Origin of the sequence: Streptomyces sp. NBC_00576 (genome assembly GCF_036345175.1) — a bacterium.
In the GTDB taxonomy this organism is placed as follows: Bacteria; Actinomycetota; Actinomycetes; order Streptomycetales; family Streptomycetaceae; genus Streptomyces.
In genome coordinates, this window is the sequence record NZ_CP107780.1 from 8,540,799 (window position 1) to 8,565,390 (window position 24,592).

Genomic DNA, 24,592 nt, shown 5'->3' on the forward strand with positions numbered 1-24,592 from the left:
AAGTGTCACTCTGAAAATTGCAGAGTGCGGTGTGACGGAGTGGAACGGCGTGGCACACTGCTCGCAACAGCACGCGGAGCGGCGCCAGTTGGGACTTTCGGCAGGTTTTCGAATAAGCCTTCGAACGGATTCCCGGTGGCGCCGCCGGGCTGTCAGGAATCTTCACCGGCGCGCGCCGGTGCTCGATGGAGGTGGAGCGTGAGCGAACCGCGGTCCGCGCCGACGGTCGGACAGGTCGTCCTCGGCCGGCGTCTGCTGGACCTGCGGGAGCGTGCGGGCCTGCGGCGCGAGGAGGCCGCACGCATCCTCCGGGTAGCCCCCGCCACCGTCCGCCGTATGGAGATGGCCGAGGTCACGCTCAAGATCCCGTACCTCCAGCTTCTCCTGAAGTCGTACGGCGTCTCGGACGAGGAAGCCGACGCGTTCGTCCAACTGGCCGAGGACGCCAATCAGCCCGGGTGGTGGCAGCGGTTCCACGACGTGCTGCCCGGCTGGTTCTCCATGCACGTCAGCCTGGAGGGCGCGGCGAGCCTCATCCGCCAGTACGAGCCCCACTTCGTCCCCGGACTGCTGCAGACCGAGGAGTACGCCATTGGTGTCCTGAAATCGGGCGCCATCGGCCAGACCAGACCCGAGGACATCGAGCGCCATGTCGCGCTGCGCATGGAACGCCAGGGACTGCTCACCCGTGAGGGTGCGCCCCGGCTGTGGGTCGTGATGGACGAGACCGTCCTGCGTCGCCCGGTGGGCGGCCCGGAGGTGATGCGTGCGCAGATCGACAGACTGCTCGAAGCCACGAACCTGCCCAACGTGACGATCCAGGTCGCCCCCTTCTCCTCGGGGCCGCACCCGGGCACGTACGGGCCCTTCGTGCTCTTCCGTTTTGCCGTGCCGGAACTCCCGGACATGGTCTACAGCGAGTACCTGACCGGCGCCATCTATCTGGATTCGCGCACCGAGGTGGCCACCCACCTGGAGGTCATGGACCGCATGGCGGCTCAGTCCGCTACAGCACATCGCACGAAGGAGATCCTCCGGGATCTCCGCAAGGAGCTCTGAATATCTGCATGGATCGCATGACGTCCAAGGCCCGGATGCGCCACGAGCGAATCAATGAGCTGACCACTGAACGGGTCGCCGAGCGGGCGAGCGCCCGTATCTACAACGGAATGCCCGCCGGTGAGCTGGGCAGTGAGGGCTGGCACAAGCCGTGGAGCGGCGGCAACGGCGGCAACTGCCTGGAGGCGATGAAGCTCGCCGACGGCCGGATCGCCGTCCGTCAGTCCACCGACCCGGACGGTCCGGCGCTGATCTACACCACGGCCGAGATGCTCGCCTTCATCGAGGGTGCTAAGGCCGGGGAGGCCGACTTCCTGCTCTCCTGAGGTCCGGTTCCGGCCGATCATGGGTCATCGGTTCCGTTGCGTTCAGCCAATTCCCTTAATTTGGTGCTCAGTTGATCCCTTGCCACGCCAGACACCGAAGAGACTCACGGAGTTCGTCATGACCGGGCAGCACCCCATCGAGATCGACACCAGCAAGCCTCATCCCGCGCGGATGTACGACTGGTACCTGGGTGGCAAGGACAACTACCCCGTCGACGAGGCGATGGGGCGGCAGATGCTCGCCCTCGACGCGCGCGTCCCGGTGATGGCGAAGGTCAACCGCGCCTTCATGCAGCGTGCCACGCGCTGGCTGGCCGGCCACGGCGTCCGGCAGTTCCTGGACGTCGGCACCGGTATCCCGACCGAGCCGAACCTCCACCAGATCGCCCAGGGCATCGCGCCCGACGCGCGGGTCGTCTACTGCGACAACGACCCCATCGTGCTGGTTCACGCGGCGGCCCTGCTGCGCGGTTCTGAGGAGGGCGTCACCGAGTACCTCCAGGCCGATGTGCGCGACCCGGACGCCATCATCGAGGGCGCGAGGAAGGTCCTGGACTTCGACCGGCCCGTCGCGCTCTCCCTCGTCGCCCTGCTGCACTTCATCTCCGACGAGGACGGCGCGCACGACCTGGTCGGCCGGCTGCTGGCCGCGCTGCCGGCCGGCAGCTACCTGATGATGACCCACGCGACCGCCGACTTCTCCCCGGAGGAGTCGGCGGCCGCGACGGAGAAGCTCAAGGCCGCCGGTGTCACCCTCGCTCTGCGATCTCGCACGGAGTTCGCCCGCTTCTTCGACGGCCTCGACCTGGTCGAGCCCGGCGTCGAGGTGGTCGACAAGTGGCATCCGGAGCTGGGAGAACCGGTCCCGGGCCAGGAGGACGGGGTGATTCCGGGGTACGGGGCGGTGGGCCGCACGTCCTGACGCGGACGTACGGGTCGGCTTCGGCTGTCACGGCTTACGGGTTCGCGGCGGTCTCGGGGTGCGAGGCCTGCGGGTTCACAGCCATGTCAACATGCGCCGCGGCGCGTCCACCAGCCGGCTGACCGCGACCACGGCGAGCGGCGGCTGCTCCGCCTTCTCCTTGCCGAGACTCAGCCCGTAGTAGATCTGCTCGATCGAGGGCGGTCCGACCGCGAGATTGGCTCGGACCGCGGCCGACGGTGACTGCTTGTCGGCCTGGACGAGATACGCCGCCGCCATCGTCCCCGTACGGCCCACGCCGGCGCCGCAGTGCACGAACACCGGCCCGGACGACGAAGCGACGACGTCGAGGAATCGCTGCACCTGCCGCGCCGTGGGCGTCTGCCCGTCACGGATCGGCAGGCGTACGACGTTCAGCCCGGCCTTGCCCGGTTCGGCGAGCTGGGCCGCGCTCAGGTCCTCGGCGCGCAGATCGACGACGGTGGTGATGCCGAGACTCGCCAGTGCCCCGTAACCGGCCGGTGAGGGCGCGGCTCCGCGCCACAACAGCCCCTGGCTGTCCACGCGTTGGAAGTGGTGGACGCCCTGGACCGTATGGGTTCCCGCCGGCGCCGGTGTCTCCTCGCCGACCCAGTGCGACACCGCCAGGATGCCGAGCGCGCCGGTGGCCCACAGTGCGAGATAGCCGATGGCGACTCTGCCGAGGATCCTCAGGATCCGGCGGACCACACGGCGGGTGGGCAGCAGCGGCAGTGGGGGCGGGGGAGCGGTGATGACAGCCATGAATGACCCGAGACGTTGGAGGCGGGGGCGCGTTCGTACGTTCGTGCTGGGGGCGAGAGCGCTTTTGCATCGTATCCCGGGCTGCTGACAGTAAAGCCTTTACGTGACTTACGTCTCTTTTTATAGTTATGTGCCAATTTGGGCTGATCGCGGCATTTTCAGCCGTCCTCGTCGGCGTCCGCGTCCCCGATGCCCACGACCGTGAGGTGGGCGCGGTCGATGGTGGCGTCCTCCAGGCAGCCGCGCAGCCGCGTCCGGTCGTGCTCGGTGAGCGCAGGCTGGACCACGCCGGCGAAGACGCCGTCGCCGAGGTCACCGAGGGTCGCGCGATTGAGCGGCACGGAGGTGGAGTCCCGGCACTGTTCCCAGACCTGGTGTGCGGCGAGGGAGCGCCGTTCGTCCGAGATGAGGCTGCCGCTGCCGCGCAGATCGATCTGGACGAGGATGGAGGTCGCCGCGCTGTCGTTCCTCTTCTCCTCGCGGGTCTCGGTGAGGTCGGCGAGCCCGACGACGAGTGCGCCGAGCAGGGCGACCCCGACGGCGCCGACGGCTGTCGCCCGCGCGACCTGGCCCGGTGAGCGCCGGCCGCCTACCGGGGGCAGGTCCTCCAGGTCGGTGTCGGCGGCCGGATCGGGCCCGGCCAGGACGGCCAGACGTCCGGCGAGGCGCCGCTCGGCAGGTTTGGCGGTGACCGTCGCGACCCGCTGCACCACCCAGGCGAGCCCGGACAGCAGTACACCGGTGACCATGAGTACGGGCACGAAGACGTACGTACGTTCGGCGGGTTCGTCCAGCCAGCGGAACCGCCCGGCACTCTGCCGTACCGGCGCCTCACGCAGCCGGGCCAGGACGTCCTGCTGTCTGAGGCCGTTCTCACGCACCTGGTCCTGGGTCTCGCGGACCCGCTCCTCGATCCGTGAGAGCCGCCCGATCAGCGTGATCCCGAGCAGCATCACCTCGACGACGAGCAGCAGCACCCCGCACAGGACGGCCCGCTGCCACTGCCACCGGTAGAGATAGATGACGACGTAGGTACCTGCCCCGGCTGCGGCCAGCCATCCGAAAACGTATGCGATGCGTCTCATCGTCCGGCCTCCGCTCCGGTCTCGACCCCGGTGCGTACGTCGCCGGTGGTGCCGTCGACCGTGAGGCGCGTGCCCGGCGGGAACCGGCTCACGGCGTCCGTCACTCCGACGACCGCGGGCAGCCCGAACTCCCTTGCCAGCACGGCGAGATGGGACAGCGGACTGCCCGTCTGCGCGACCAGACCGGTGAGCCCGGGCAACAGCGGGGCGAGGGCGGGATCAAGGGTGCGGACGACGAGCACCGCGTCCGCCGGTGGCGTACCGGTGCCGTCCCAGACGGTCCCGGCGGCCCGCCCGCCGGACACGCCCCGGCCGCCGCCGCCCGTAGGGTCGGCGCTCCGCTCGGCGACCACCGTCCCGTCCTCGGCGACCCGGAAGGCATCCGGCAGCGGGGCGGAGACGGGGAGCGGCTGCCTCTCCCGCACGTCCAGGGGCAGCGGCCCACCCTCCAGCGCGGTCATGAACTCCGGCCACCGCAGCAACCCGACCCGTGCACCGTCGTCCAGCCCCCCGCGCACGACCAGCCTGCGCGCCCCCTCCCGCACGAGCCGCACCTGCAACTCCTGCACCCAGCGGACACGAAGCCGCAGCGCCTCGCGAGGCGGGAGCATGGGGGCGGTGGCGGCCGACTTGCCGACGGGATGCCGGAACGGGCGTACGGCGGTCGCCGCGCGCCGGTCTGGGTTTGGGGCGGGACGGTTCCCCGCGCGCGGGGAACCGCCCGTGCTGTCCGGGCCGCCCTCCTGCGCCGCCGACACCGGAAGTCGGATCCGTCCCCGCAGGCTCGGTGCCGTCAGGGCCAGGACCACCGGCTCGGCGGTCACGGCGAGCTCGTCGGGCAGCCCCTGAGCGCGGGCGTCCGCCAGCGCGGTGAGGGCGGCACCGGCCGCCGTACGGCTGCTGCCGGCCCTGTTCGCCGGGCTCTCGTGCAGCAGCGCGCCGGCCAGCGCCTCCTGGGCGTGCAGCGCGACCAGTGTCGTACGCGTCCAGCGCAGGGTGGACGCCAGTCCGGTCGACGGGATGTCGGCGGGCGGCGGGGTCTCGGCCAGCCGGCGGTCGACGTCCGCCACGAGGTCGACGGCGAGCCCGGGCAGCGCCGAGGCCAGCCGCCCCGTCCGCCAGGCGGCGGCGAGCCTGCGCCCGCCCGGCGCCGGGTTGAGCAGCGCGAGCCAGCGGTGCCGGGGTGGGGCGGCGCCGAGCAGCCGCAGGTCCGCGGCGGCCCGTCCGCCGACCGCCGTGACCACCGGAAGGGCACGCAGTCGGTGCCGGGGCGCCATACCTCCGATGTCGAGTGCGGCAGCCAGCCCGCGGGCCATCGGGGCCACCCACAGGTCCTCCTCCAGCGGTTCCAGCTGATCCGGCAGGGTCTCCGCGACCGGCCCGGGGCCCAGCAGCCGGGCCCCGTGCGGCGGCCGGGCGGCCATCGCGGTGATCGGGCGGCTCTGGAACAGCCACAGCTGTCCGTGGTCGTCGAACCCGAACTCGATGTCCTGCGGCCCGTCGAAGACCTCGCGGGCGCGCCGCGCGAGGCGGGCCAGCCGGCGGAGTTCGAAGGCGCCGAGGAGCGGTTCGGCGTCAGCCGGTTCCGTGCGCAGCATGCGACCCCGGAGGCTCAGCCAGTAGTTGGTCCCGGCCTGTTCCCCGCTGACCAGACTGTCGGGGCCGCCGCGCACCGCGCTCACCAGCATCCGGTCGGCACGCCCCTCCACGGGATCGGCGCCGAACACCACCCCTCCCACGCGCGCGGTCAGCATCGGCTGGACCAACACCGCCATCGGGGCGGGCGGTTGGTCGGGGCGGTGTGCCGAGTCGAGCACGGTCCGTACCGCCGTGCGGAAGTCGGCCCAGCCGCGTACGTCGAGCACGGACGCGAACCGGCCCGCCAGGGACGACTCCTGGGTGTCCTCCTGGGGTGAGGACGACCGGACGACGAGCGGGCGCTCACCGCCGTCGGAGAGCGTGTCCCAGGCGTGGCGCAGCGCGGGCCAGCTGCCGGCCGGGATGTCGGACAGGTCGCCGGCCGGAGCGTGGGCCTCGGGGTTGGTGACGGGATGCGTTATGACGAATCCGGGCAGTACCGGCAGTCCGGCGCCGACCGCGCGGGCGAGGTTCGCCGCCTTGGAACCGGCGAGCAGGGGAACTGCGGCGTCGGGCTGGTCCAGGGGGACGGCTTCCCTGCCGTGTGCCCCGGCCGTGGGGCGGCCGGGTGCCGCCACCGCGTTCAGGACCGGCCCGCCGCGGGGGTCGTCCCCGTCGCGTGGACCTTCGCCGTGCCGTTCATCGAGCGTCGTCATAGAGCACCCTCCAGGTCCGACCGCCAACAGGGGGGACGCGGAGGGGTGGCCCTGCGCCTGACGGCAGAACGAGGGATCGGCGGCGGGCCCGTGGGACCCGTCTCCTGCGCTCAATGATCCCACCGCCGACCGCATTCCACCCAGCTGGAAGCCGGTTTCCGGTCAGCCGTGAACAAGGTCACGCAGAGCAACCATGGGCTGGCCGTTCGCGTTGTCGCGCTGCCTCATTCCAGGGGAAGTACCTGGCAGAGGGCCTCCAGCGCTGCCCCGTACGCGTGCTCGGAGGGTGCCGCGTACCCCACGACGAGCCCGTCGGGCGCGATCGACCCCTGACCCTTCGCCGGGTCATTTTCCGGGTCGTGGAACTCTGGATGCCGGAACTCGGCGAGACCGTCGAGGGCGATTCCCCGCCAGGCGGCCGCCTTCACCGCCGACCTCTCCGTCCCGGGCGGCAGCCGTAGCACCGCGTGCAGCCCGGCCGCGACACCGGTGACCTCGACATGCGGTGCGTGCACGGCGAGCGCCGCGACGAGCCGGTCACGACGGCGCCTGTATCGCTGTCGCATCCGCCGCACATGGCGGTCGTACGACCCGGACCCGACGAAGTCCGCGAGCGCCAGCTGATCGAGCGTGCTCGCCCACCCCTCGCGCTCGCCCTTCACCGCGAGAACGGGTTCCACATACCGCTCCGGAAGCACCATCCAGCCCAGCCGCAGCGCGGGGGACAGGCTCTTGCTGACCGAGCCGAGGTGGATCACCCGCTCAGGGTCCAGTCCTTGCAGGGCGCCGACGGGCCGGCGGTCGTAGCGGAACTCCCCGTCGTAGTCGTCCTCCAGGATCAGCCCGCCACGCGCGCGTGCCCAGTCGATCACGGCCGCGCGGCGTTCGGGATGCAGCGGGCCACCGGTCGGGAACTGGTGTGCGGGCGTGAGCAGTACGGCCCGCTCCCGGTCGAGCAGACCGACCCGCGCACCGTCCTCGTCGAGGGGCAGCGGCACGGTCCGTACCCCGGCCGCGGCCAGCAGTTGCCGGTGGAAGCCGAGTCCGTACGCCTCCATGGCCAACGGCCCGCGCAGTACCGCGTCCGCACCCCCGCTGCCGCTCGTGCCGCCGAAGAGGAGCCGCAGGGCGTGTGCGAAGCCCGAGCAGATGACGATGCGCGCGGGCTCGGTACGTACGCCACGCGCGCGTGCCAGGTACTCCGTGAGCGCCTCCCGCAGTTCGACCCGGCCGGCCGGGTCGCCGGGCCCGAACGCCTCGTTGGGTGCCTGCTGGAGCGCCCGCCGGTACGAGGCCAGCCAGGCGGAACGCGGGAACTCCGACGCGTCCGGCCGGCCCTGACGCAGGTCGTGTCGTGGCCCACGCGCGCGTGGGGGTGCCTTTACGGGGACGCGGGAAGCCGCCCCTGTCGGTTCGGCACGCTGTGCGACCCGGGTGCCCGACCCCTGGCGGGCGGTCAGCCAGCCCTCGGCGACGAGTTCGGCGTACGCGTCGGCCACCGTGTTGCGGGCCACGCCGAGATCCGCGGCGAGGGAACGGTACGGCGGCAACAGGGTGCCGGGCGCGAGCCGGCCGCTGCGGACGGCGTCCCGCAGCGTACGGATCAGGGCGGCGCGCCGCCCGCCGGGCCCCGACAGCTCCACTTCCAGGTGCAGGTCGGCGCCGATGCGCTCGGCGGAATTGACCCATGTTTCTGCCACAGAAATGAACCCTACAGCCGGTCTTTCCAGCCCGTAGGTTCATAGTCATGACGACGAACACGAGCACCGTGAACCCCACGACCGCCAACCTCTCGGGGGTCACCGAAAACCCCCGCCTGAACCTGGCGAAGACGGCCCCCAAGGTCTTCCGCGCCCTCGTCGGCTTCGACGCGGCGGCCCGCGAGGGCCTCGACCCGGCGCTGGTCGAACTGATCCAGATCCGCGCCTCGCACCTCAACCACTGCGCGTACTGCCTCCACATGCACACGAACGATGCGCGCAAGGCGGGCGAGAGCGAGGACCGGCTGCAACTGGTCGCGGTCTGGCGCGAGGCCCGCCACTTCTACACCCCGAGGGAACAGGCGGCGCTGGCCCTCACGGAGGCGGTCACCCTGGTCGCCGACGCCGGCGTCCCGGACGACGTGTACATCGAGGCCGCTGCCCACTTCGACGAGCGGGAACTGGCCCAGGTCCTGTCCCTGATCCTCACCATCAACACCTGGAACCGGGTGGCCCTGGCAACCCGCAAGACGCCGGGCACGGACGAGCGCTGACCCAGATTCGGCAAGGCGGTGGGGTGGGGACGGCTACACGGTCATCGGCCGGTCGTACGGCCCTATGGGCGCCGGCAGCTGCGTGGAGCCCGTCAGCCGACGGTCCACGGCCGCCGCGACCGCCCGCCCCTCCGCGATCGCCCACACGATCAGGGACTGCCCGCGGGCCGCGTCCCCCGCCGCGTACACGCCAGGCACGTTCGTCGCGAAGTCCGCGTCGCGGGCGATCGTGCCGCGCGGGTCGAGGGCGAGCCCGAGCTGGTCTATCAGACCGTCCTCCCGGTCGGGTCCGGAGAAACCGAGGGCGAGCAGCACGAGGTCGGCGGGGATCGTCCGCCCGGATCCGGGCACCGGCCGGCGCGCCGAGTCCACCTCGACCAGATGCAACTCCCGTACATGCCCGTCCGCGTCGCCCGAGAAATGGAGCGTGGACGCCGCGAAGAGCCGCGCGTCGGCGTCCGCTGCGGGCGCCGACTCCAGGTCGCGGGCCTCCTCGTGCGCGGCCGACAGCCGGTAGACCTTCGGGTACGTCGGCCAGGGATCCAGGTCCTCGTCGCGCTCCGCGCCGGGCTGGGCGTAGATGTCCAACTGGGTGACGGAGGCGGCCCCTTCACGCACCGCGGTGCCCAGACAGTCGGCCCCCGTGTCACCGCCGCCGACGATGACGACGTGCTTCCCGGCGGCGGACATCGGGGAGACCGCCAGATCCCCCTGGCACACCCGGTTGGCCAGCGGCAGATACTCCATCGCCTGATGAACACCGGCCAACTCCCGCCCGGGAAGCGGCAGATCACGCCACGCCGTGGCCCCCACGGCCAGCACCACAGCGTCGTAACGCGACCGCAGCTCGGCGGCCCCGACATCCCGCCCGACGGCGGTCGACGTACGGAACTTGGTTCCCTCGGCCCGCATCTGCTCGACGCGCCGCTCCAGATGGTGCTTCTCCATCTTGAACTCGGGGATGCCGTACCGCATCAGCCCGCCGAGCCGGTCGTCCTTCTCGTACACGGCGACGGTGTGCCCGGCCCGCGTCAACTGCTGGGCCGCGGCGAGCCCGGTGGGCCCCGACCCGATCACCGCGACCGTACGCCCCGACAGCCGGTCCGGAGGTCTCGGCGGTGCGAAGCCGTCCGACCAGGCCCGGTCGGCGATGGCCACCTCGACGTTCTTGATGGTGACCGCGGGCTGGTTGATGGCCAGCACACAGCCCGCCTCGCACGGCGCCGGGCACAACCTCCCCGTGAACTCCGGGAAGTTGTTCGTGGCGTGCAGCCGGTCGCTCGCCGCGCGCCAGTCCTCCCGGGAGACCAGGTCGTTCCAGTCGGGGATCAGATTCCCCAGCGGACAGGCCTCGTGGCAGAACGGGACACCGCAGTCCATGCAACGACCGGCCTGCTTGCTGATGATGGGGAGCAGCGCCCCCGGGACATACACCTCGTCCCAGTCGCGCACCCGCTCCTCGACGGGCCTGCGCGGCCAGTTCTGGCGTGCTGTGGTGAGAAAACCCTTGGGATCGCCCATGACCGTGTCCTTGCCGTCTTCCCTGCGAACGCATGACGGGGCCGTGCGTCATCGGGCGGCACTCTCTTCCGGACACGATACGACTCATCGGCGGCACATGCCGAGCGGGACGGTGGCTCAGGCGACGGCCAGGACATACAGCACCGAGGCAGCCCCCGAGGCGACCGTGCGTATGTGGTTCCACAGGGTCCACTCGCGCACGTAGACGGGCCAGTACGCGGCGGCTTCCGCCGTCTCCGGCTCCAGCTTCAGCAGCGCGTTGTTGCGCGGCACGTTCGCGCCCATGGTGAGCCCGAACGAGCCGAACAGATACAGCGCGCTGCCCACCAACAGCTCCAAGGCACCCTCGTCCGGCCACACCACGAACGTGACCACGACGATCACCAGACACAGGGCGGTCGATCCGATGAACACGAGCATGAAGGGCGGGTGCAACGCGGTGACGTTGATCGCTCGCATCGCGGCCACCCCCTGTGCGGGCGGCAGCGCGGCGAGGCCCCTCATCACGAAGGTCGAGAACCCGCAGAACACCCCGGCTACCACCCCGGTACCGAGCACACCCAGCACCACGAGTACGAAGTACGCCCCATCGATCATGCCGACTCCCAGGTCGATCCCCATCCGTCCCCACCAGTGAACCTCCTGCCACTGACAACGCCCACCGCCGAACGACCCGGCGCCATGCACGAGCGTCCACGGGAGGCGGCGGCACCGCGTGCGAGCACGTCACGGGGGCTGCCGCCACACTCACGCCGACTCGGCCCGGCCATCCCTCATGTCCGCACCCGCGGTCGCTTCCGCTACCGTCCCCCATCCCCGTAGCCTCGCCTCGACGGCACCGGCGATCCGCCGCCGGGCTTCGTTCCGCGCGACCCCGCTCATCAGCAACTGGTCGTACGACGTGTCCACATGCCGTACGGACGCCACGACCGCCGAGATCACCGCTCCCTCGGACAACGCCCGCCCCGCCGCGCTCCGCCCCACCCGCCCACTGCCCCGCACCGCGGCGTGCGCGGCGATCTCCGCCGCCCGGTCCGCCGGGCACCCCGGAAACAGCCTGCGAATCTCCCGCGCGAACGCCTCCGTGAACCGCAGATCCTCCGCGGCCCGCCGCCGCGCGTCCCGCGTCCGACGCCGTCGCCGTGCCTCGGCATCCGCCAGGCACCGCTCCTCGGCCCGGGCGAGCCCCGCCTCCTCGACCAGAACGCCCTGTCGCTCGTAGCGCCCCTGGCGCCGGTTGAACCGCACGACCACCGCCGACAGCCCGCTCTCCTCCCGCGACCTGCGCGTCAACGCGGTGTTGCCCCTCGGCAGGAACACCAGATGCCCGAGATCGGCACAGTCGAGACACCGGGGCGCTCCCTCGTCCAGCACGAGCAACGTCAACGGCCCCCGCCGGCACTCGGCACAGTGCCGCCGTTTGAGCGGCTGCACGACGAGAAGTCCGGCGCGGAGCGGGGGAGTTGCGCGGCTTGTCATAGGTGCTTGATTCCCGCCGGCGACCAGGAATTCCCGGACAGGCCCCACCTGCTTGCACGTGCTCGCTCCTGCCCACCCACGGCCACCCGGCATCATGGGCCTTGTGCGACTGGAACCGATCACCTGGGACCGGCTCGGCGACCTCCTCGCCGAACGTGTGCTCGACCTGAAGCCGGACGAAGGCAGCCCCTGGCCGCGCATCGCCTTCGACGGAGCCCCGGCGGCCCGCCCGGGAGACCTCGCCGAACGCGTGGCCGAGGCGCTGCGCATACACGGCCGGCCCTCGCTAGCGGTCGGCACCGCCGGCTTCCTGCGCCCCGCCTCCCTCCGGCTGGAGTACGGCCACGAGGACGTGGAGGCCTACTACGACGGCTGGACCGACACCGGCGCCCTCTGGCGCGAGGTCTTCGGCCCCCTCGAACCCGGCGGTGACGGGCGCGTCCTGCCCGACCTCCGCGACCCGCTCACGGACCGCTCCACCCGCAGTCCCTACGTCCAACTCCCGCCCGGTGGCATCCTGTTGCTGCACGGCCCCTTCCTGCTGCGTCACTGGTTCCCGTTCGACCTGACCGTCCACGTCCTCCTCTCCCCGGCCGCCCTGCGCCGCCGTACCCGCGAGACCGAGCACTGGACGCTCCCCGCCTTCGAGCGCTACGAGAGCGAGACCGACCCCGCCACCGCCGCCGACGTCCTGATACGCGCGGACGACCCGCGGCACCCTGCGTGGAAAGGCTGACCCGGCCCCGGACACGGTGTCCGCAAACCGCGGACTTCCGGGTGCGCATCCCCGGGAGCGCGGCGAGAATGTAGGGCGCCGGGACTAGCGGTGCCCTCTGTGCCGCGCCGGCCGTCCGGCACCGGGAGGTACTTCATGACCACCGCCGGAGAAATCATGCATCGCGGCGCCCAGTGGATCCCCGCCCATCAGACCCTCGATCGGGCCGCTCAGATGATGCGCGAGCTCAACGTGGGCGCCCTGCCCATCAGCGACGAGAACGAACGCCTGTGCGGCATCCTCACGGACCGTGACATCGTCGTCGGATGTGTGGCCATGGGCCACGACCCGACCAAGGTCACCGCGGGCGAGATGGCCCAGGGCACGCCGCGCTGGATCGAGGCGAGCGCCGACGTCAGCGAAGTGCTCGAGGAGATGAAGGACCACCAGATCCGCCGGCTTCCGGTGATCGACAACAAGCGTCTGGTCGGCATGATCAGCGAGGCCGATCTGGCCCGGCACCTCACGGACGACCAGATCGCGGCCTGGGCCGAGAGCGTCTACGCCAGCACCACGATGCGTTGACCCCGCCGCATTGACCCCACCACCCCGTCACCCACCCTCGTCCGGCCGTCCGTGCCGGGCGAGGAGTGTGACGGGGTCCGCCGCGTCAGAGCCAGCCGTTGCGGCGGAAGCTCCGGTACAGCGTCAGACAGATGACGGATATGAGCCCGATGACCAACGGATAGCCGAACTGCCAACGCAGCTCCGGCATGTGATCGAAATTCATGCCGTAGACACCACAGACCATCGTCGGTACGGCGATCACCGCCGCCCACGCCGTGATCCGGCGCATGTCCTCGTTCTGCGCGACCGTGACCTGCGCGAGGTGCGCCTGCAGAATCGAGTTGAGCAGCTCGTCGAACGCCGCGATCTGCTCCGTGGCCCGCAGCTGATGGTCGGAGACGTCCCGGAAGTAGGCCTGTATCTCCGGGTCGATCACCCCTATCGGCCGCGTCGCCAGTTCCTGCAGCGGCCGGTTCAGCGGAGCCACGGCCCGCTTCAGCTCCAGGAGTTCCCGCTTGAGCTGGTAGATCCGGCCGGGGTCGGCCCGCGCGCCGTTCGTTGCGAACACATCCGTCTCGACCTGGTCGATGTCTGCCTGTACGGCATCCGTGACGTGCAGGTAGTCGTCGACCACGTGGTCCGCGATCGCGTGCAGCACGGCTGCCGGGCCCTTGGCGAGCTGCTGCGGGTCGGCTTCGAGACCCTCCCGCAGCGGGCCCAGTGAGCCGTGCCGTCCGTGTCGTACCGTGATCACGAACTCCCGGCCGAGGAAGACCATGATCTCGCCGGTGTTCACCACCTCGCTCGTCGCGGTCAGTTCGGTGTGCTCGACGTAGCAGACCGTCTTGAACACCGCGAACAGGGTTTCGCCGTACCGTTCCAGCTTCGGGCGCTGATGGGCGTCGACCGCGTCCTCGACCGCGAGCGGGTGCAGGTCGAAGAGTTGGGCGATGCCCGCGAACTCCTGGTCCGTCGGCTCGTGGAGACCGAGCCAGACGAAGCCCTCGTCGCTCTTGCGGACCCGCTGCACGGCATCGACCAGATCCCGGCCGGCCGGGATCCTGGCGCCGTTCTCGTAGGCAACGCAGTTCACGACCGCGGAGCCCAGCGGCGACCGGGCGTGGTGACTCAGGTCGACACGCGGGCTCCGCCGTGCCAGCCGTGCCACTCTGCGGAGGCCGCCGACCCTGCCGAGGCTCGTGACCTTGCGCAGATTCCCTGCCATGGACATCTGGATCTCCTTGCGCCGCACTGTCCGCACCCTGCGCCTGGCTCGCCAGTTTGCCAGCCCTTCGTGAACGCCGGGGAAGCCTGTGGGAACGGAAGGTTCCGTTTCGCTTTCGGCGGTGCGGGAGCGTCGACCCGGCCGAACAAAGCGGATGACTGGGATGATCTCGCCATGACGCGAACCGACGGGTATCTCCTCGACAACCGGCAGACCGAGGCGGGACAACGCTTCGACGCCTTCGCCGCCCTCTTCGATCCCACGACCTTCCGGCACCTCGAAGGGTTCGGTGTCGGACCCGGCTGGCGCTGCTGGGAGGTCGGCGTCGGGGGGACCTCGGTGGTCTCCTGGCTGGCCAAGAAGGTCGGCCCGACCGGAAAGGTCGTCGCGACCGACCTCGACACCTCGTGGGTCGCCTCGGCAGCCCGCCCGCCGGTCGAGGTACGCGTCCACGATGTCGGCGTCGCCGAGCCGCCGGGGGAGGGGTTCGACCTCGTGCATGCCCGGCTCGTCCTCGTCCATGTGCCGGACCGGGAACGGGCGTTGCGCTCGATGATCAAGTCGCTGCGTCCCGGCGGACGGCTCCTGGTCGAGGACGCCGATCCCGCTCTGCAACCCCTGCTCTGCCCAGACGAGCACGGCCTCGAGCAGCAACTCGCCAACCGGCTGCGGCACAGCTTCCGCCAGCTGCTCGCGGACAGCGGCGCCGATCTGGCGTACGGCCGCAAACTCCCGCGGCTGCTGCGCGAGGCCGGTCTGAGCAACGTACAGGCCGACGCGTACTTCCCCGTCACCTCGCCTGCCTGCGCCGCGCTGGAGTCCGCGACGATCCGTCAGATCCGGGAGCGGCTCGTCGCCGGAGGCCACGCCACGGACCAGGACATCGACCGCCACCTCGCCAACGTAGCCGCAGGCGGGATGGACCTGGCCACGGCACCGATGATCTCGGCGTGGGGACGCAAGGGGTAGCCGCCGGCGACGGCGGTCGAGGGCACTGCTCACCGGCCCTCAACCGAGAACCGGCGGCCTCCCGCCCACCCGCTCCACCGCCCGCGCGGATCGCGGCCGTCGTGTCGGTCCCTGACGCGCCAGCTGCTCCTTCTCCAGGCCGACATGGGGGCGCCCGTCCAGCACAGCGATCGTGGCAGGGACGGCGCCCTCCTGCCGTACGACGTCCTCGAGTTCCAGCGCCACCTGCAGATTCCGGGGGCGCGGCAGCCCGTGCGCGATGATCATGGACTCCAAGGCCACCACGGGTCGACGCGCGTCGACCGCTTCCCGCACTTCTTCGGACACCACCAGCATCACGTGCCTGCTTCCTGTCGTTCGGCCTTCCTCATCTCTGGCGAGCGTCACGCGTGGTCAAACCCTTGCGGCCAGTGGAAGAGGCCACCAATCTGGGGTACATGACGGACAACTCGATGCGTCTCGACCATGTCGTCCTCTGGGTACGCGATCCGCTCGCCGCTGCCGACTTCTACGAGCAGGCGGTCGGCATGGAGCCATTGAGGATCACCGAATTCGCCGCGGGAACGGTGTCGTTTCCCTCCGTACGCCTCAACGAGGAGACCATCTTCGACCTCGCGCCGTTCTCGCTGGCGGAGCGCATGAACATGCTCCCCGGGTCCGCCGACAGCGCGGGCCGCCCCGTCAACCACGTATGCCTGTCCCTGCCTGCGGACTCCTTCGACGCCCTGCGAAGCCGCCTGCGGGAACGGGACGTACCCGTCTCGGACTTCTCGTACGACTCCTACGGGGCCCGTGGCATGGCGCGGCGCAGTTTCTACTTCCGTGACCCCGACAGCAACATCTTCGAGGTGCGGTACTACGCATGAGGATCACCGTTCAGCTCCTTCGGCTCGGCCGCTCGCCTCCGCCGCCCGGGCCCGCCGTAGGCCGCTGCGTGTGAACAACGCCAGCGCGCCCGCGGGTATCAGCAGGCATGCGGCGCCGAGATTGAGCCACCCATAGCCGGCCTGGGCCATCACGAGCCCGGCGGTTGCCCCGCCGAGGCCCGCCAAGGTGTTCATGACGAGGTCGGAAAGCCCCTGGGCGGCAGCGCGCGCCGCCTCGGGCACGGAGTCCGTGAGGAGGGCGGACCCGGAGACCAGCCCGGCCGACCAGCCCAGCCCCAGGACGAAGAGCCCCAACGCGACGCGGCCGTGACTGCCGTCGGCCGTGCCCGCGAGGAACGCGGCGCAGGCCAGCAGCCCCACGGCGAGACCGATGCCGGACAACCGCCCGACCCGGTCGGACAACCGCCCCATGAGCGGCGAGAACGCGTACATGCCCGCGATGTGGCCACTGATGACCAGCCCGATCAGATCGATACTCGCGCCGTGGTGCCCGAGCGCGACCGGGGTCATCGACATGACCGAGACCATGGCCGTGTGGCACACGGCCACCGTCACGAGCGCGAGCCGGGCGCGCGGCGAGGCTGCGACGGCGGTGAGACCGGCCCGCAGGGACCGGCCCTCGGCCGACCGCTCCTCCGCCGGGGCGAGTGCACGGGCCGTGAGCAGCGGATCGGGGCGCAACAGGACGGCCACCGTCACCGCCGCCACCAGGAAGATCCCGGCCGCCCAGAGAAAGGGGCCCGCGGTCGCGGGTATCCCGAGTCCGGACACACTGCGCCCCGCGGGCGCGGCGATGTTCGGTCCGAGGACCGCCCCTATCGTCGTCGCCCACACGACGTTCGAGATGGCTCGGGCCCGCCTGTGCGGCTCGGCGAGATCGGCGGCCGCGAACCGCGCCCCAAGATTCGCCGACGAGGCCGCGCCGAACCCGGCCATGCCGCACAGCAGCAGCGGAAAGCTGCCGATGACTGCCGAGACCACGACGACACCCGCCCCGAGGGCACCGACGAGATACCCCAGGACCAGTCCGGGCCGCCGCCCGCGCGCGGTCATCAGCGCCGCCAGCGGCAGCGAGGCCAGCGCGGTGCCCGTGACCATCGCGGTGGGCGCGAGCCCGGACAGCGACTCGGTGCCGCTGATCCGCTGGGCCAGTACGGAAGCGAGCGCGACCCCGGTCGCCACTCCGAGGCCGCCGAGAATCTGACTCGCGACAAGCACACCGGAAACGCGACGCCGCAGCGCGGCCCGCTGTTCGCCTGCATCGGGCGCGCCGACACTCCGTTCGACGGCGGTCATCGCGGCCCGCCCGCGCGGGCGCAGGATGTGGTCACTGGCGCGGTCCCCCCTACTTCCGCACAGCGTCCCCCTACGGAACTCTTCCCGTACGGGACTGTCCCCCTCGTACTGCTGGGTCTCCCTACTGATGAAACCCTCGGGCCCTGCGGCTGAAACCCTCAGAACAGCGGCTCGGGCAGCACCCCTTCGAGCGCGAGCAGTTTCCGCTTGGTCTCCAGACCGCCCCCGAAGCCGCCGAGGCCGCCGTCGCTCTCCACGACCCGATGGCAGGGCACCACGACCGGCAGCGGATTGGCGCCCATCGCCGCGCCCACCGCCTGGGCCGCGCCCGGCTGGCCGACCCGGCCGGCCAGGTCGCCGTATCCGACGACCGCGCCGTACGGCACGCCCGACGCGAGTTCGCGCAGTACCTGGCGGTTGAAGCCGGAGATCAGGGACCAGTCGAGCGGCAGCTCGAACTCGTGCCGCTCGCCCGCGAAATACGCCGTGAACTGGCGTATCGCCTCGGCCAGGAGCGGGGACCCGGGCTCCTCGACGGGGTCCGCGCCCAGCCGGGAAGCGAGCCGCTCGACAGTTTTCTCGCGCACCGACTCCGTGGCGTGGAACACCACGTTCACCAGGCCCTCGTGCGTCGCGGCCAGCAGCAGCGGGCCGATGCCGGTGCCGACGACCGCCCACACGACCCTCTGCCGGTTCCCCGGGTCCTGCCGTCCGTCCCGCCCATCGCTGTCCATGCGACCCACCGTACGACCCACCACTGACAATGCCCGGCGCTCGGTCCCGAGCGAGCGCGGACGGTCCATGAGTGACAGCGGATGGACAGCGGAGGGACAACGGGAAAAGAAGTGCGACACAGACACAGATTGAAAGGAGTTGCCCGAGTCCACACACTCCTGCCGCACAAGTGGGGCAAGGCCGTGTTTCTTTGCCGGAAAATCGTTCGACCCTTCCGGAGCCAGTCATACTCTCTGCCACAACCCTGACCGCTGGCCGGTCCTGGGACACGGAGGCATTTCAGGGAATTCCGGGATGCAACAGGGCGGAAGGGCAGCCGCGCATGCAGGGCACGGTCGACGGTTTCAGCTACGGACTCGTCACACCGCTGGTGGCCTACCTCATGGCCTGCCTGGGCGGTGCGCTGGGCCTGCGCTGCACCACCAGATCGATGCTGGTCGCCCAGTCGTGGCGACCAGGGTGGCTGGCACTCGGCTCGGCCGCGATCGGCTCCGGCATATGGACCATGCACTTCGTGGCGATGATGGGGTTCACCGTCAAGGAGACCCCGGTCAACTACGACATGTGGCTGACCTTCGCCAGCCTGGGCGTCGCCATCCTCATGGTCGGCATCGGGATCTTCATCGTCGGCTACCGGGGCGCGAGCGGAACCGCACTGTTCACCGGGGGCACCATCACCGGCCTCGGCATCGCCTCCATGCACTACCTGGGCATGGCCGGAATGCGCCTCAACGGGAAGCTGGAGTACAACACCCTCACCGTCTCCGCGTCGGTCGTGATAGCCGTCGTGGCCGCCACCGCCGCCCTGTGGGCGGCCGGACAGATCCGCGGCTTCCTGTGGAGCGTGGGCGCCAGCCTCGTCATGGGACTCGCCGTCAGCGGTATGCACTACACGGGCATGGCCGCCCTGAGGGTCCACGTCCACACCGCGTCCGGGAGCCCGGAGGGAGACTCGCCCGCAGCCCTGCTCGCCCCCCTGATGATCGGCCCTCTGGCCTTCCTCCTGCTGGCCGGCGTCGTCGTGATGTTCGATCCGCTGATGGTCATGGGCAAGTCCGACCGGCGCCCCGCCGAGAACAAGCCCGGCATCCCGGCCCACCCCGCCGTCCCGCACCCCGGCCGACGCCCCCCGCTGCGTCCCGGTCAGCGGCACGAACACCGGAGCTCCCGCACCCCGCAGAACCGGTGATCAGGACCCGTTGTCAGTGGGTGGTCGTACGGTGGATGTCATGCGGCCAGTTTCCAAGATCGAACGCACGGTGGCGCCCTTCGAGGTCGTCAGCCCCTATCAGCCGAGCGGCGACCAGCCGGCGGCCATCGCCGAGCTGGCTCGGCGCATCGAAGCAGGTGAGAAGGACGTCGTGCTCCTCGGCGCGACCGGCACCGGCAAGTCCGCCACCACCGCGTGGATGATCGAGAAGCTTCAGCGCCCCACGCTCGTCATGGCGCCGAACAAGACCCTGGCCGCCCAGCTGGCGAACGAGTTCCGGGAACTCCTCCCGAACAACGCCGTCGAGTACTTCGTCTCGTACTACGACTACTACCAGCCCGAGGCATACGTCCCTCAGTCGGACACCTACATCGAGAAGGACTCCTCGGTCAACGAGGAGGTCGAACGCCTGCGCCACTCCGCGACCAACTCGCTGCTCACCCGGCGAGACGTCATCGTGGTCGCCTCCGTGTCCTGCATCTACGGCCTCGGTACTCCGCAGGAGTACGTGGACCGGATGGTCCCCCTCAAGGTCGGCGAGGAGATCGACCGCGACCAGCTGCTGCGCCGCTTCGTCGACATCCAGTACACGCGCAACGACCTGGCCTTCACCCGCGGCACGTTCCGCGTCCGCGGCGACACCATCGAGATCTTCCCGGTCTACGAGGAACTGGCCGTCCGCATCGAGATGTTCGGCGACGAGATCGAGGCACTCTCCACCCTCCACCCGCTCACCGGCGAGATCATCAGCGAAGACGAGCACATGTACGTCTTCCCGGCCACCCACTACGTGGCAGGTCCCGAGCGCATGGAGCGGGCCGTCAACGACATCGAGAAGGAACTCGGCGAACGCCTCGCCGAACTGGAGAAACAGAGCAAGCTCCTGGAGGCCCAGCGCCTGAGGATGCGGACGACGTACGACCTCGAGATGCTCCGCCAGATCGGCTCCTGCTCGGGAGTCGAGAACTACTCGATGCACTTCGACGGCCGCCTCCCCGGCTCCCCGCCGAACACCCTGATCGACTACTTCCCGGACGACTTCCTGCTCGTCATCGACGAGTCGCACAACACGGTCCCGCAGATCGGCGCCATGTACGAGGGCGACGCGTCCCGAAAGCGCACGCTCGTCGACCACGGCTTCCGGCTGCCCTCCGCGCTGGACAACCGCCCACTGAAGTGGGAGGAGTTCCAAAAGCGCATCGGACAGACCGTCTACCTGTCGGCGACCCCCGGCAAGTACGAGCTGTCCCGCGGCGACGGCTTCGTCGAGCAGATCATCCGCCCCACCGGCCTCATCGACCCCGAGGTGGTCGTCAAGCCCACCGAGGGTCAGATCGACGACCTGGTGCACGAGATCCGCACGCGCGCAGAGAAGGACGAGCGCGTCCTGGTGACCACGCTCACCAAGAAGATGGCCGAGGACCTCACCGACTACTTCCTGGAACTCGGCATCCAGGTCCGCTACCTGCACAGCGACGTCGACACCCTGCGCAGGGTCGAGCTGCTGCGCGAGCTGCGTGCCGGCGAGTTCGACGTCCTGGTCGGCATCAACCTCCTCCGAGAGGGGCTCGACCTCCCCGAGGTCTCCCTGGTGTCGATCCTCGACGCCGACAAGGAGGGCTTCCTGCGCTCCGGCACCTCCCTGATCCAGACCATCGGCCGCGCGGCGCGCAATGTGTCCGGCCAGGTCCACATGTACGCGGACAGGATCACCCCGTCGATGGAGAAGGCCATCGAGGAGACCAACCGCCGCCGGGAGAAGCAGGTCGCGTACAACAAGGAGAGGGGCCTCGACCCGCAGCCCCTCCGCAAGAAGATCAACGACATCGTCGCGCAGATCGCCCGCGAGGACGTCGACACAGAACAGCTCCTCGGCTCGGGCTACCGCAAGTCGAAGGACGGCAAGGGCGCCAAGGCCCCGGTTCCCTCGCTCGGCGGCAAGGCGGCCAAGGAAGCAAGGGCCGGCAAGGGCAAGGCCGGGGCGACGGTGCCGACCGACCGTCCCGCGGCCGAACTCGCCGACGAGATCGAGGAGATGACGGCACGCATGCGTGCCGCGGCGGCCGACCTGCAGTTCGAGATCGCCGCCCGGCTGCGTGACGAGGTGTCGGAGATGAAGAAGGAACTGCGGCAGATGAAGGAGGGGGGCCTGGCCTGACTGCCGCACGGGGCACACGGGGTGCCGGCCGCCGCACCGATCGGGCACCCCGACCCGCCTGCGCGACCTGCGTCGTACGCGCAGTGTTGCAACACCGACACAAAGTGCGCCCGAGGCTTCGGCACTGTCAGTGCTCCTGCGTAGGGTTCAGGTCATCCGCGGACCCCGCGGAAACAGGGGACGGCTCGAGAGGGGAACAGCGCGTGGTGGACGTATCCAAGGGCGGAACGCCCAGTGGCAGCGTCAATCTGACCAAGGGTCAGGCCATCAACCTGCAGAAGAACGACGGGGGGACCCTGGCCGCGGTGCGCATGGGCCTCGGTTGGCAGGCGGCTCCCCGGCGTGGCCTGTTCGGCTCGCGTACGCGGGAGATCGACCTCGACGCCTCCGCCGTGCTGTTCGCCGACAAGCAGCCCGTCGACGTGGTGTTCTTCCGTCACCTCGTGAGCGACGACGGTTCTGTGCGGCACACCGGTGACAATCTCGTCGGCGGTGTCGGACAGGGTGGTGACGACGAGGCGATTCTCGTCGACCTGCCGCGGGTGCCGGTCCACATCGACCAGATCGTCTTCACCGTGAACTCCTTCACGGGCCAGACCTTCCAGGAGGTGCAGAACGCCTTCTGCCGTCTGGTCGACGAGACCAACGGTGACGAACTCGCCCGCTACACGCTGGACGGTGGCGGCCAGTACACGGCCCAGATCATGGCGAAGGTGCACCGCGCGGGCACAGGCTGGAAGATGACCGCCATTGGCACGCCTGCCAACGGCCGCACCTTCCAGGACCTGATGCCGGCGATCCTGCCGCACCTGTAACCGGGCCCGGGCAGCCCACGAACAAGAGAACGACACGGGGGGACGAAGGCGATGACGGCCGAGCTGGTCCGGGGGCAGAACCATCCGCTCTCCCAGGTCCGCCTCGAAGTGCGGATCTCGGCCGACGCGCCGATCGTGGCCGCGGCCACGATCGGCGACGAGCAGGGCAAGGTCCACGGCGTCGAATGGGTGGCCCACCCCGGCGCGCCCACGCTCCCCGGTCTGGAGGTCTCCAGGCAGGCTGCGGCCGATCACCGGCTCGCCGTGGACCTGGGTGCCATGCCGGAATCCGTGCACCGGATCAGCGTGCTGCTCGCGCTGCCGTCCGGTGTGGGCGGCCCGGCCCGTTTCGGTGCCGTAGCCGCACCCTTCGTCGCCGTCACCGGCCTCGACGGCACCGGGGTCGCCAGTTACACGATCACGGGCCTGGAGGCCGAGTCGGCTGTGGTCGCCCTGGAGCTCTACCGCAGGCAGGACGCCTGGAAGGTACGAGCCATCGGCCAGGGATACTCCGGCGGCCTCGCCGAACTCCTCGCCGACCAGGGCCTTCCCGAGGCCCGCCGTCTCGTGGACGCCATCAACGAGGCGGTGTTCCAGGCCCACTCCCGCTCGGTGGCGCCTCCTCCGCCCCGCACGCCCGACAGTGACCGCACCCGTCGGACGACGTCCCCCGCACCCGCGCAGTCAGCGTCGCCGTACGCGGCTCAGGGGCCGCAGGACAGCTCGATTCCCGGCTCACCGGAGCAGGCCGGCTCCGCGGTTCAGGGCGTCCAGGGCGCTGCTTCCGCCGCGCAGCCTTCGTCCCCGTACGAAGTCCAGGACCCGCAGAACACCCCGGCGCAGGCCGGCCAACCGGACGGTTCGCCCCAGGCGGGCCGCGCCGAGGAAGCCGCGCAGACCGACCCCTCCGCCACCGGCCGGCCGTCCGCCCCCGCCGTCGGCGCGCCGATCAACTACAGCCATCCCAGTCGCCGTACCGCTCCGCCACCGGCTCCGCCGACCGCGCCACCGGCCCAGTCCGGACAGCCACCGCGGCCGGTCGCGGGTGACGCGACCGGGTGGTCCATGGACGAGCGGCTCTACAACCAGGTCTGGGGCATGTTCGAGGACCTGGCGCGCACGGTCGCCGCATACCGCAGCGCCGTGGACTTCGCCGACTCACGTCTTGAACAGGAGATCGACAAGGCGCTGGCAGATCCACGCAGCCGGGTCGGCGGCCGGGGTGACGCGGCTCGTGAAGCGGCGCGCACCAAGCACTCCCAGCTCGTCGACCAGGCCCGCGCCGCCCTCGACCGCGACCTCTCCCAGCTCATCGCCGAGTCCGAGGTCGTCGAGCCCGCGCTGCCCCTGTCGTACGCACGCTGGGACAACCCTGTCTGGCACGGCTACCGCGTCCCGATGGAGCTGCCCATGGCGCTGCGGCTGGGCGACCTGCGGCTGCCCGAGAGCGCCAACCTGAGCATTCCGATGCTCGTTCGGCTGCCGTTGGAGCGCGGCCTGTGGATCGACAGCGGTGGTGAGGCACTCGACGGCTCGCTCATCGACTCCGACGAGCTACGGCGGCTCGCCATGGAAACGGCGGTGACCCACGCGGCCCGGTTGCTCGCCGTCCATCCGGCAGGCGAGTTCGCCGTGCACGTCATCGACCCGGCAGGTTCGGGCGCCCCGGCCCTCGCGCCGCTCGTGCGATCCGGTGTGCTCGCGGGTCCGCCCGCCGCCGGGACCGCCGGCGTCGCGGACGTCCTGGGCCGGCTGACCCAGCGCGTCGACCTGGTGCAGATGGCGGTGCGCGGCGGCGCGGCGGACTCGCTGCCGCCCGATCTCGACACCGCTCAGCAGCTGTTGATCGTCAATGACTTCCCGCACGGTTTCGACGACCGGGCGGTGACTCAGTTGCGCTATCTCGCGGATGAGGGCCCGGCCGTCGGCGTCCACCTGATGATGGTCGCCGACCGCGAGGACGCCGCCGTCTACGGTCCCTTGCTGGATCCCCTCTGGCGTTCGCTTCTGCGACTCACTCCGGTGCCCGACGACCACCTTGCCGACCCGTGGGTCGGGCATGCGTGGACCTACGAGCCGTCGGTCGTGCCGCAGGGCAGCCAGGTGCTTCAGCAGGTGCTCAGTCAGGTCGCGGCGGCTCGCCGCTCATGGAACCGCTGACGCCCGCAGACGCTTCACCAAGTATCCGTAAAGCCTTCTGACCTGTATATTTGGGTTTTCTTTTACCAATCCCTTTACCTTTCCTTGGTGATTGAGGTACTGTTTTCCCAACGGAGGGGAGTACTCCCTACC

Annotated in this window: 22 protein-coding genes and 1 pseudogene; 12 read left to right on the forward strand and 11 right to left on the reverse strand. The window is 70.5% G+C overall.

All coding sequences use genetic code 11. The features are described 5' to 3' along the window. The first annotated feature begins 198 nt into the window (after positions 1–198). From OG734_RS37180 to OG734_RS37190, 3 genes are all read left to right on the forward strand, one after another. A complete protein-coding gene (locus OG734_RS37180; protein ID WP_330291814.1) occupies positions 199–1,059 on the forward strand; it encodes a helix-turn-helix domain-containing protein in 861 nt (286 codons plus the stop codon). A gap of 110 nt (positions 1,060–1,169) precedes the next feature. Continuing rightward, positions 1,170–1,385 (forward strand): DUF397 domain-containing protein, encoded by a 216-nt coding sequence (locus OG734_RS37185; protein WP_055525969.1) that lies wholly within the window; start codon positions 1,170–1,172, stop codon positions 1,383–1,385. Positions 1,386–1,503: 118 nt separating this feature from the next. Further along, complete coding sequence (locus OG734_RS37190) at positions 1,504–2,307, forward strand: SAM-dependent methyltransferase (protein WP_330291815.1); 804 nt, start codon at positions 1,504–1,506, stop codon at positions 2,305–2,307. A gap of 75 nt (positions 2,308–2,382) precedes the next feature. On the opposite strand, the gene OG734_RS37195 is transcribed toward OG734_RS37190, so the two are convergent. From OG734_RS37195 to pdxR, 4 genes are all read right to left on the reverse strand, one after another. Continuing rightward, positions 2,383–3,090: a protein-tyrosine phosphatase family protein gene (locus OG734_RS37195; protein WP_330291816.1), complete on the reverse strand. Its 708-nt coding sequence runs from the start codon at positions 3,088–3,090 to the stop codon at positions 2,383–2,385. A gap of 158 nt (positions 3,091–3,248) precedes the next feature. Next, positions 3,249–4,175, reverse strand: a complete 927-nt coding sequence (locus OG734_RS37200; protein WP_330291817.1) for a hypothetical protein — start codon at positions 4,173–4,175, stop codon at positions 3,249–3,251. Continuing rightward, positions 4,172–6,469, reverse strand: coding sequence for a PEP/pyruvate-binding domain-containing protein (locus OG734_RS37205; protein WP_330291818.1), 2,298 nt, complete (start codon positions 6,467–6,469; stop codon positions 4,172–4,174). Before OG734_RS37205 ends, OG734_RS37200 begins: the two co-directional genes overlap by 4 nt. 224 nt (positions 6,470–6,693) lie before the next feature. Then, entirely contained in the window at positions 6,694–8,169 is a 1,476-nt protein-coding gene (gene pdxR, locus OG734_RS37210) for a MocR-like pyridoxine biosynthesis transcription factor PdxR (protein WP_330291819.1), read from the reverse strand. Positions 8,170–8,216: 47 nt separating this feature from the next. On the opposite strand from pdxR, the gene OG734_RS37215 reads away from it, so the two are divergent. Beyond that, the gene (locus OG734_RS37215; protein WP_330291820.1) at positions 8,217–8,723 is read left to right on the forward strand and encodes a carboxymuconolactone decarboxylase family protein; all 507 of its coding nucleotides are present in this window, start codon (positions 8,217–8,219) and stop codon (positions 8,721–8,723) included. Between the two features lie 33 nt (positions 8,724–8,756). Here OG734_RS37215 and OG734_RS37220 read toward each other — a convergent pair whose 3' ends face one another. The 3 genes from OG734_RS37220 to OG734_RS37230 all read right to left on the reverse strand — a co-directional run bounded on the left by OG734_RS37220 (position 8,757) and on the right by OG734_RS37230 (position 11,723). Further along, entirely contained in the window at positions 8,757–10,244 is a 1,488-nt protein-coding gene (locus tag OG734_RS37220; protein WP_330291821.1) for a glutamate synthase subunit beta, read from the reverse strand. A gap of 117 nt (positions 10,245–10,361) precedes the next feature. Further along, positions 10,362–10,841 carry an anthrone oxygenase family protein gene (locus OG734_RS37225; protein ID WP_330293931.1) on the reverse strand — a complete coding sequence of 160 codons (480 nt, stop codon included), beginning with the start codon at positions 10,839–10,841 and terminating at the stop codon, positions 10,362–10,364. A 150-nt stretch (positions 10,842–10,991) separates the two neighbouring features. Then, positions 10,992–11,723 carry a DUF2293 domain-containing protein gene (locus OG734_RS37230; RefSeq protein ID WP_330291822.1) on the reverse strand — a complete coding sequence of 244 codons (732 nt, stop codon included), beginning with the start codon at positions 11,721–11,723 and terminating at the stop codon, positions 10,992–10,994. Positions 11,724–11,817: 94 nt separating this feature from the next. On the opposite strand from OG734_RS37230, the gene OG734_RS37235 reads away from it, so the two are divergent. Then, positions 11,818–12,459 (forward strand): uridine kinase, encoded by a 642-nt coding sequence (locus OG734_RS37235; protein WP_330291823.1) that lies wholly within the window; start codon positions 11,818–11,820, stop codon positions 12,457–12,459. 135 nt (positions 12,460–12,594) lie between these two features. Next, a complete protein-coding gene (locus OG734_RS37240; protein ID WP_330291824.1) occupies positions 12,595–13,023 on the forward strand; it encodes a CBS domain-containing protein in 429 nt (142 codons plus the stop codon). 85 nt (positions 13,024–13,108) lie between these two features. On the opposite strand, the gene OG734_RS37245 is transcribed toward OG734_RS37240, so the two are convergent. Then, positions 13,109–14,236 (reverse strand): magnesium and cobalt transport protein CorA, encoded by a 1,128-nt coding sequence (locus OG734_RS37245; protein ID WP_330291825.1) that lies wholly within the window; start codon positions 14,234–14,236, stop codon positions 13,109–13,111. A 168-nt stretch (positions 14,237–14,404) separates the two neighbouring features. Between OG734_RS37245 and OG734_RS37250 the strand changes: the two genes are divergently transcribed. After that, a complete protein-coding gene (locus OG734_RS37250) occupies positions 14,405–15,199 on the forward strand; it encodes a methyltransferase domain-containing protein (protein WP_330291826.1) in 795 nt (264 codons plus the stop codon). 114 nt (positions 15,200–15,313) lie between these two features. Here the strand turns inward: OG734_RS37250 and OG734_RS37255 are convergent. Then, positions 15,314–15,535, reverse strand: a pseudogene (locus OG734_RS37255) (pseudouridine-5'-phosphate glycosidase); the annotation flags it as partial. A 101-nt stretch (positions 15,536–15,636) separates the two neighbouring features. On the opposite strand from OG734_RS37255, the gene OG734_RS37260 reads away from it, so the two are divergent. Then, positions 15,637–16,065, forward strand: coding sequence for a VOC family protein (locus tag OG734_RS37260; RefSeq protein ID WP_330291827.1), 429 nt, complete (start codon positions 15,637–15,639; stop codon positions 16,063–16,065). Positions 16,066–16,068: 3 nt separating this feature from the next. Here OG734_RS37260 and OG734_RS37265 read toward each other — a convergent pair whose 3' ends face one another. Both OG734_RS37265 and OG734_RS37270 read right to left on the reverse strand, forming a co-directional pair. Then, positions 16,069–17,382, reverse strand: a complete 1,314-nt coding sequence (locus OG734_RS37265; protein ID WP_330291828.1) for an MFS transporter — start codon at positions 17,380–17,382, stop codon at positions 16,069–16,071. Between the two features lie 158 nt (positions 17,383–17,540). Further along, complete coding sequence (locus OG734_RS37270; protein ID WP_330291829.1) at positions 17,541–18,116, reverse strand: methylated-DNA--[protein]-cysteine S-methyltransferase; 576 nt, start codon at positions 18,114–18,116, stop codon at positions 17,541–17,543. 323 nt (positions 18,117–18,439) lie between these two features. On the opposite strand from OG734_RS37270, the gene OG734_RS37275 reads away from it, so the two are divergent. The 4 genes from OG734_RS37275 to OG734_RS37290 all read left to right on the forward strand — a co-directional run bounded on the left by OG734_RS37275 (position 18,440) and on the right by OG734_RS37290 (position 24,460). Next, positions 18,440–19,306 (forward strand): MHYT domain-containing protein, encoded by an 867-nt coding sequence (locus OG734_RS37275; protein ID WP_330291830.1) that lies wholly within the window; start codon positions 18,440–18,442, stop codon positions 19,304–19,306. Positions 19,307–19,346: 40 nt separating this feature from the next. Next, positions 19,347–21,485: an excinuclease ABC subunit UvrB gene (gene uvrB, locus OG734_RS37280; protein ID WP_330291831.1), complete on the forward strand. Its 2,139-nt coding sequence runs from the start codon at positions 19,347–19,349 to the stop codon at positions 21,483–21,485. A 248-nt stretch (positions 21,486–21,733) separates the two neighbouring features. Beyond that, on the forward strand, positions 21,734–22,300 hold the full coding sequence (locus OG734_RS37285) for a TerD family protein (RefSeq protein WP_330293932.1): 567 nt from the start codon (positions 21,734–21,736) through the stop codon (positions 22,298–22,300). Positions 22,301–22,351: 51 nt separating this feature from the next. Beyond that, a complete protein-coding gene (locus tag OG734_RS37290; RefSeq protein WP_330291832.1) occupies positions 22,352–24,460 on the forward strand; it encodes a TerD family protein in 2,109 nt (702 codons plus the stop codon). The last annotated feature ends 132 nt before the right edge of the window (positions 24,461–24,592 follow it).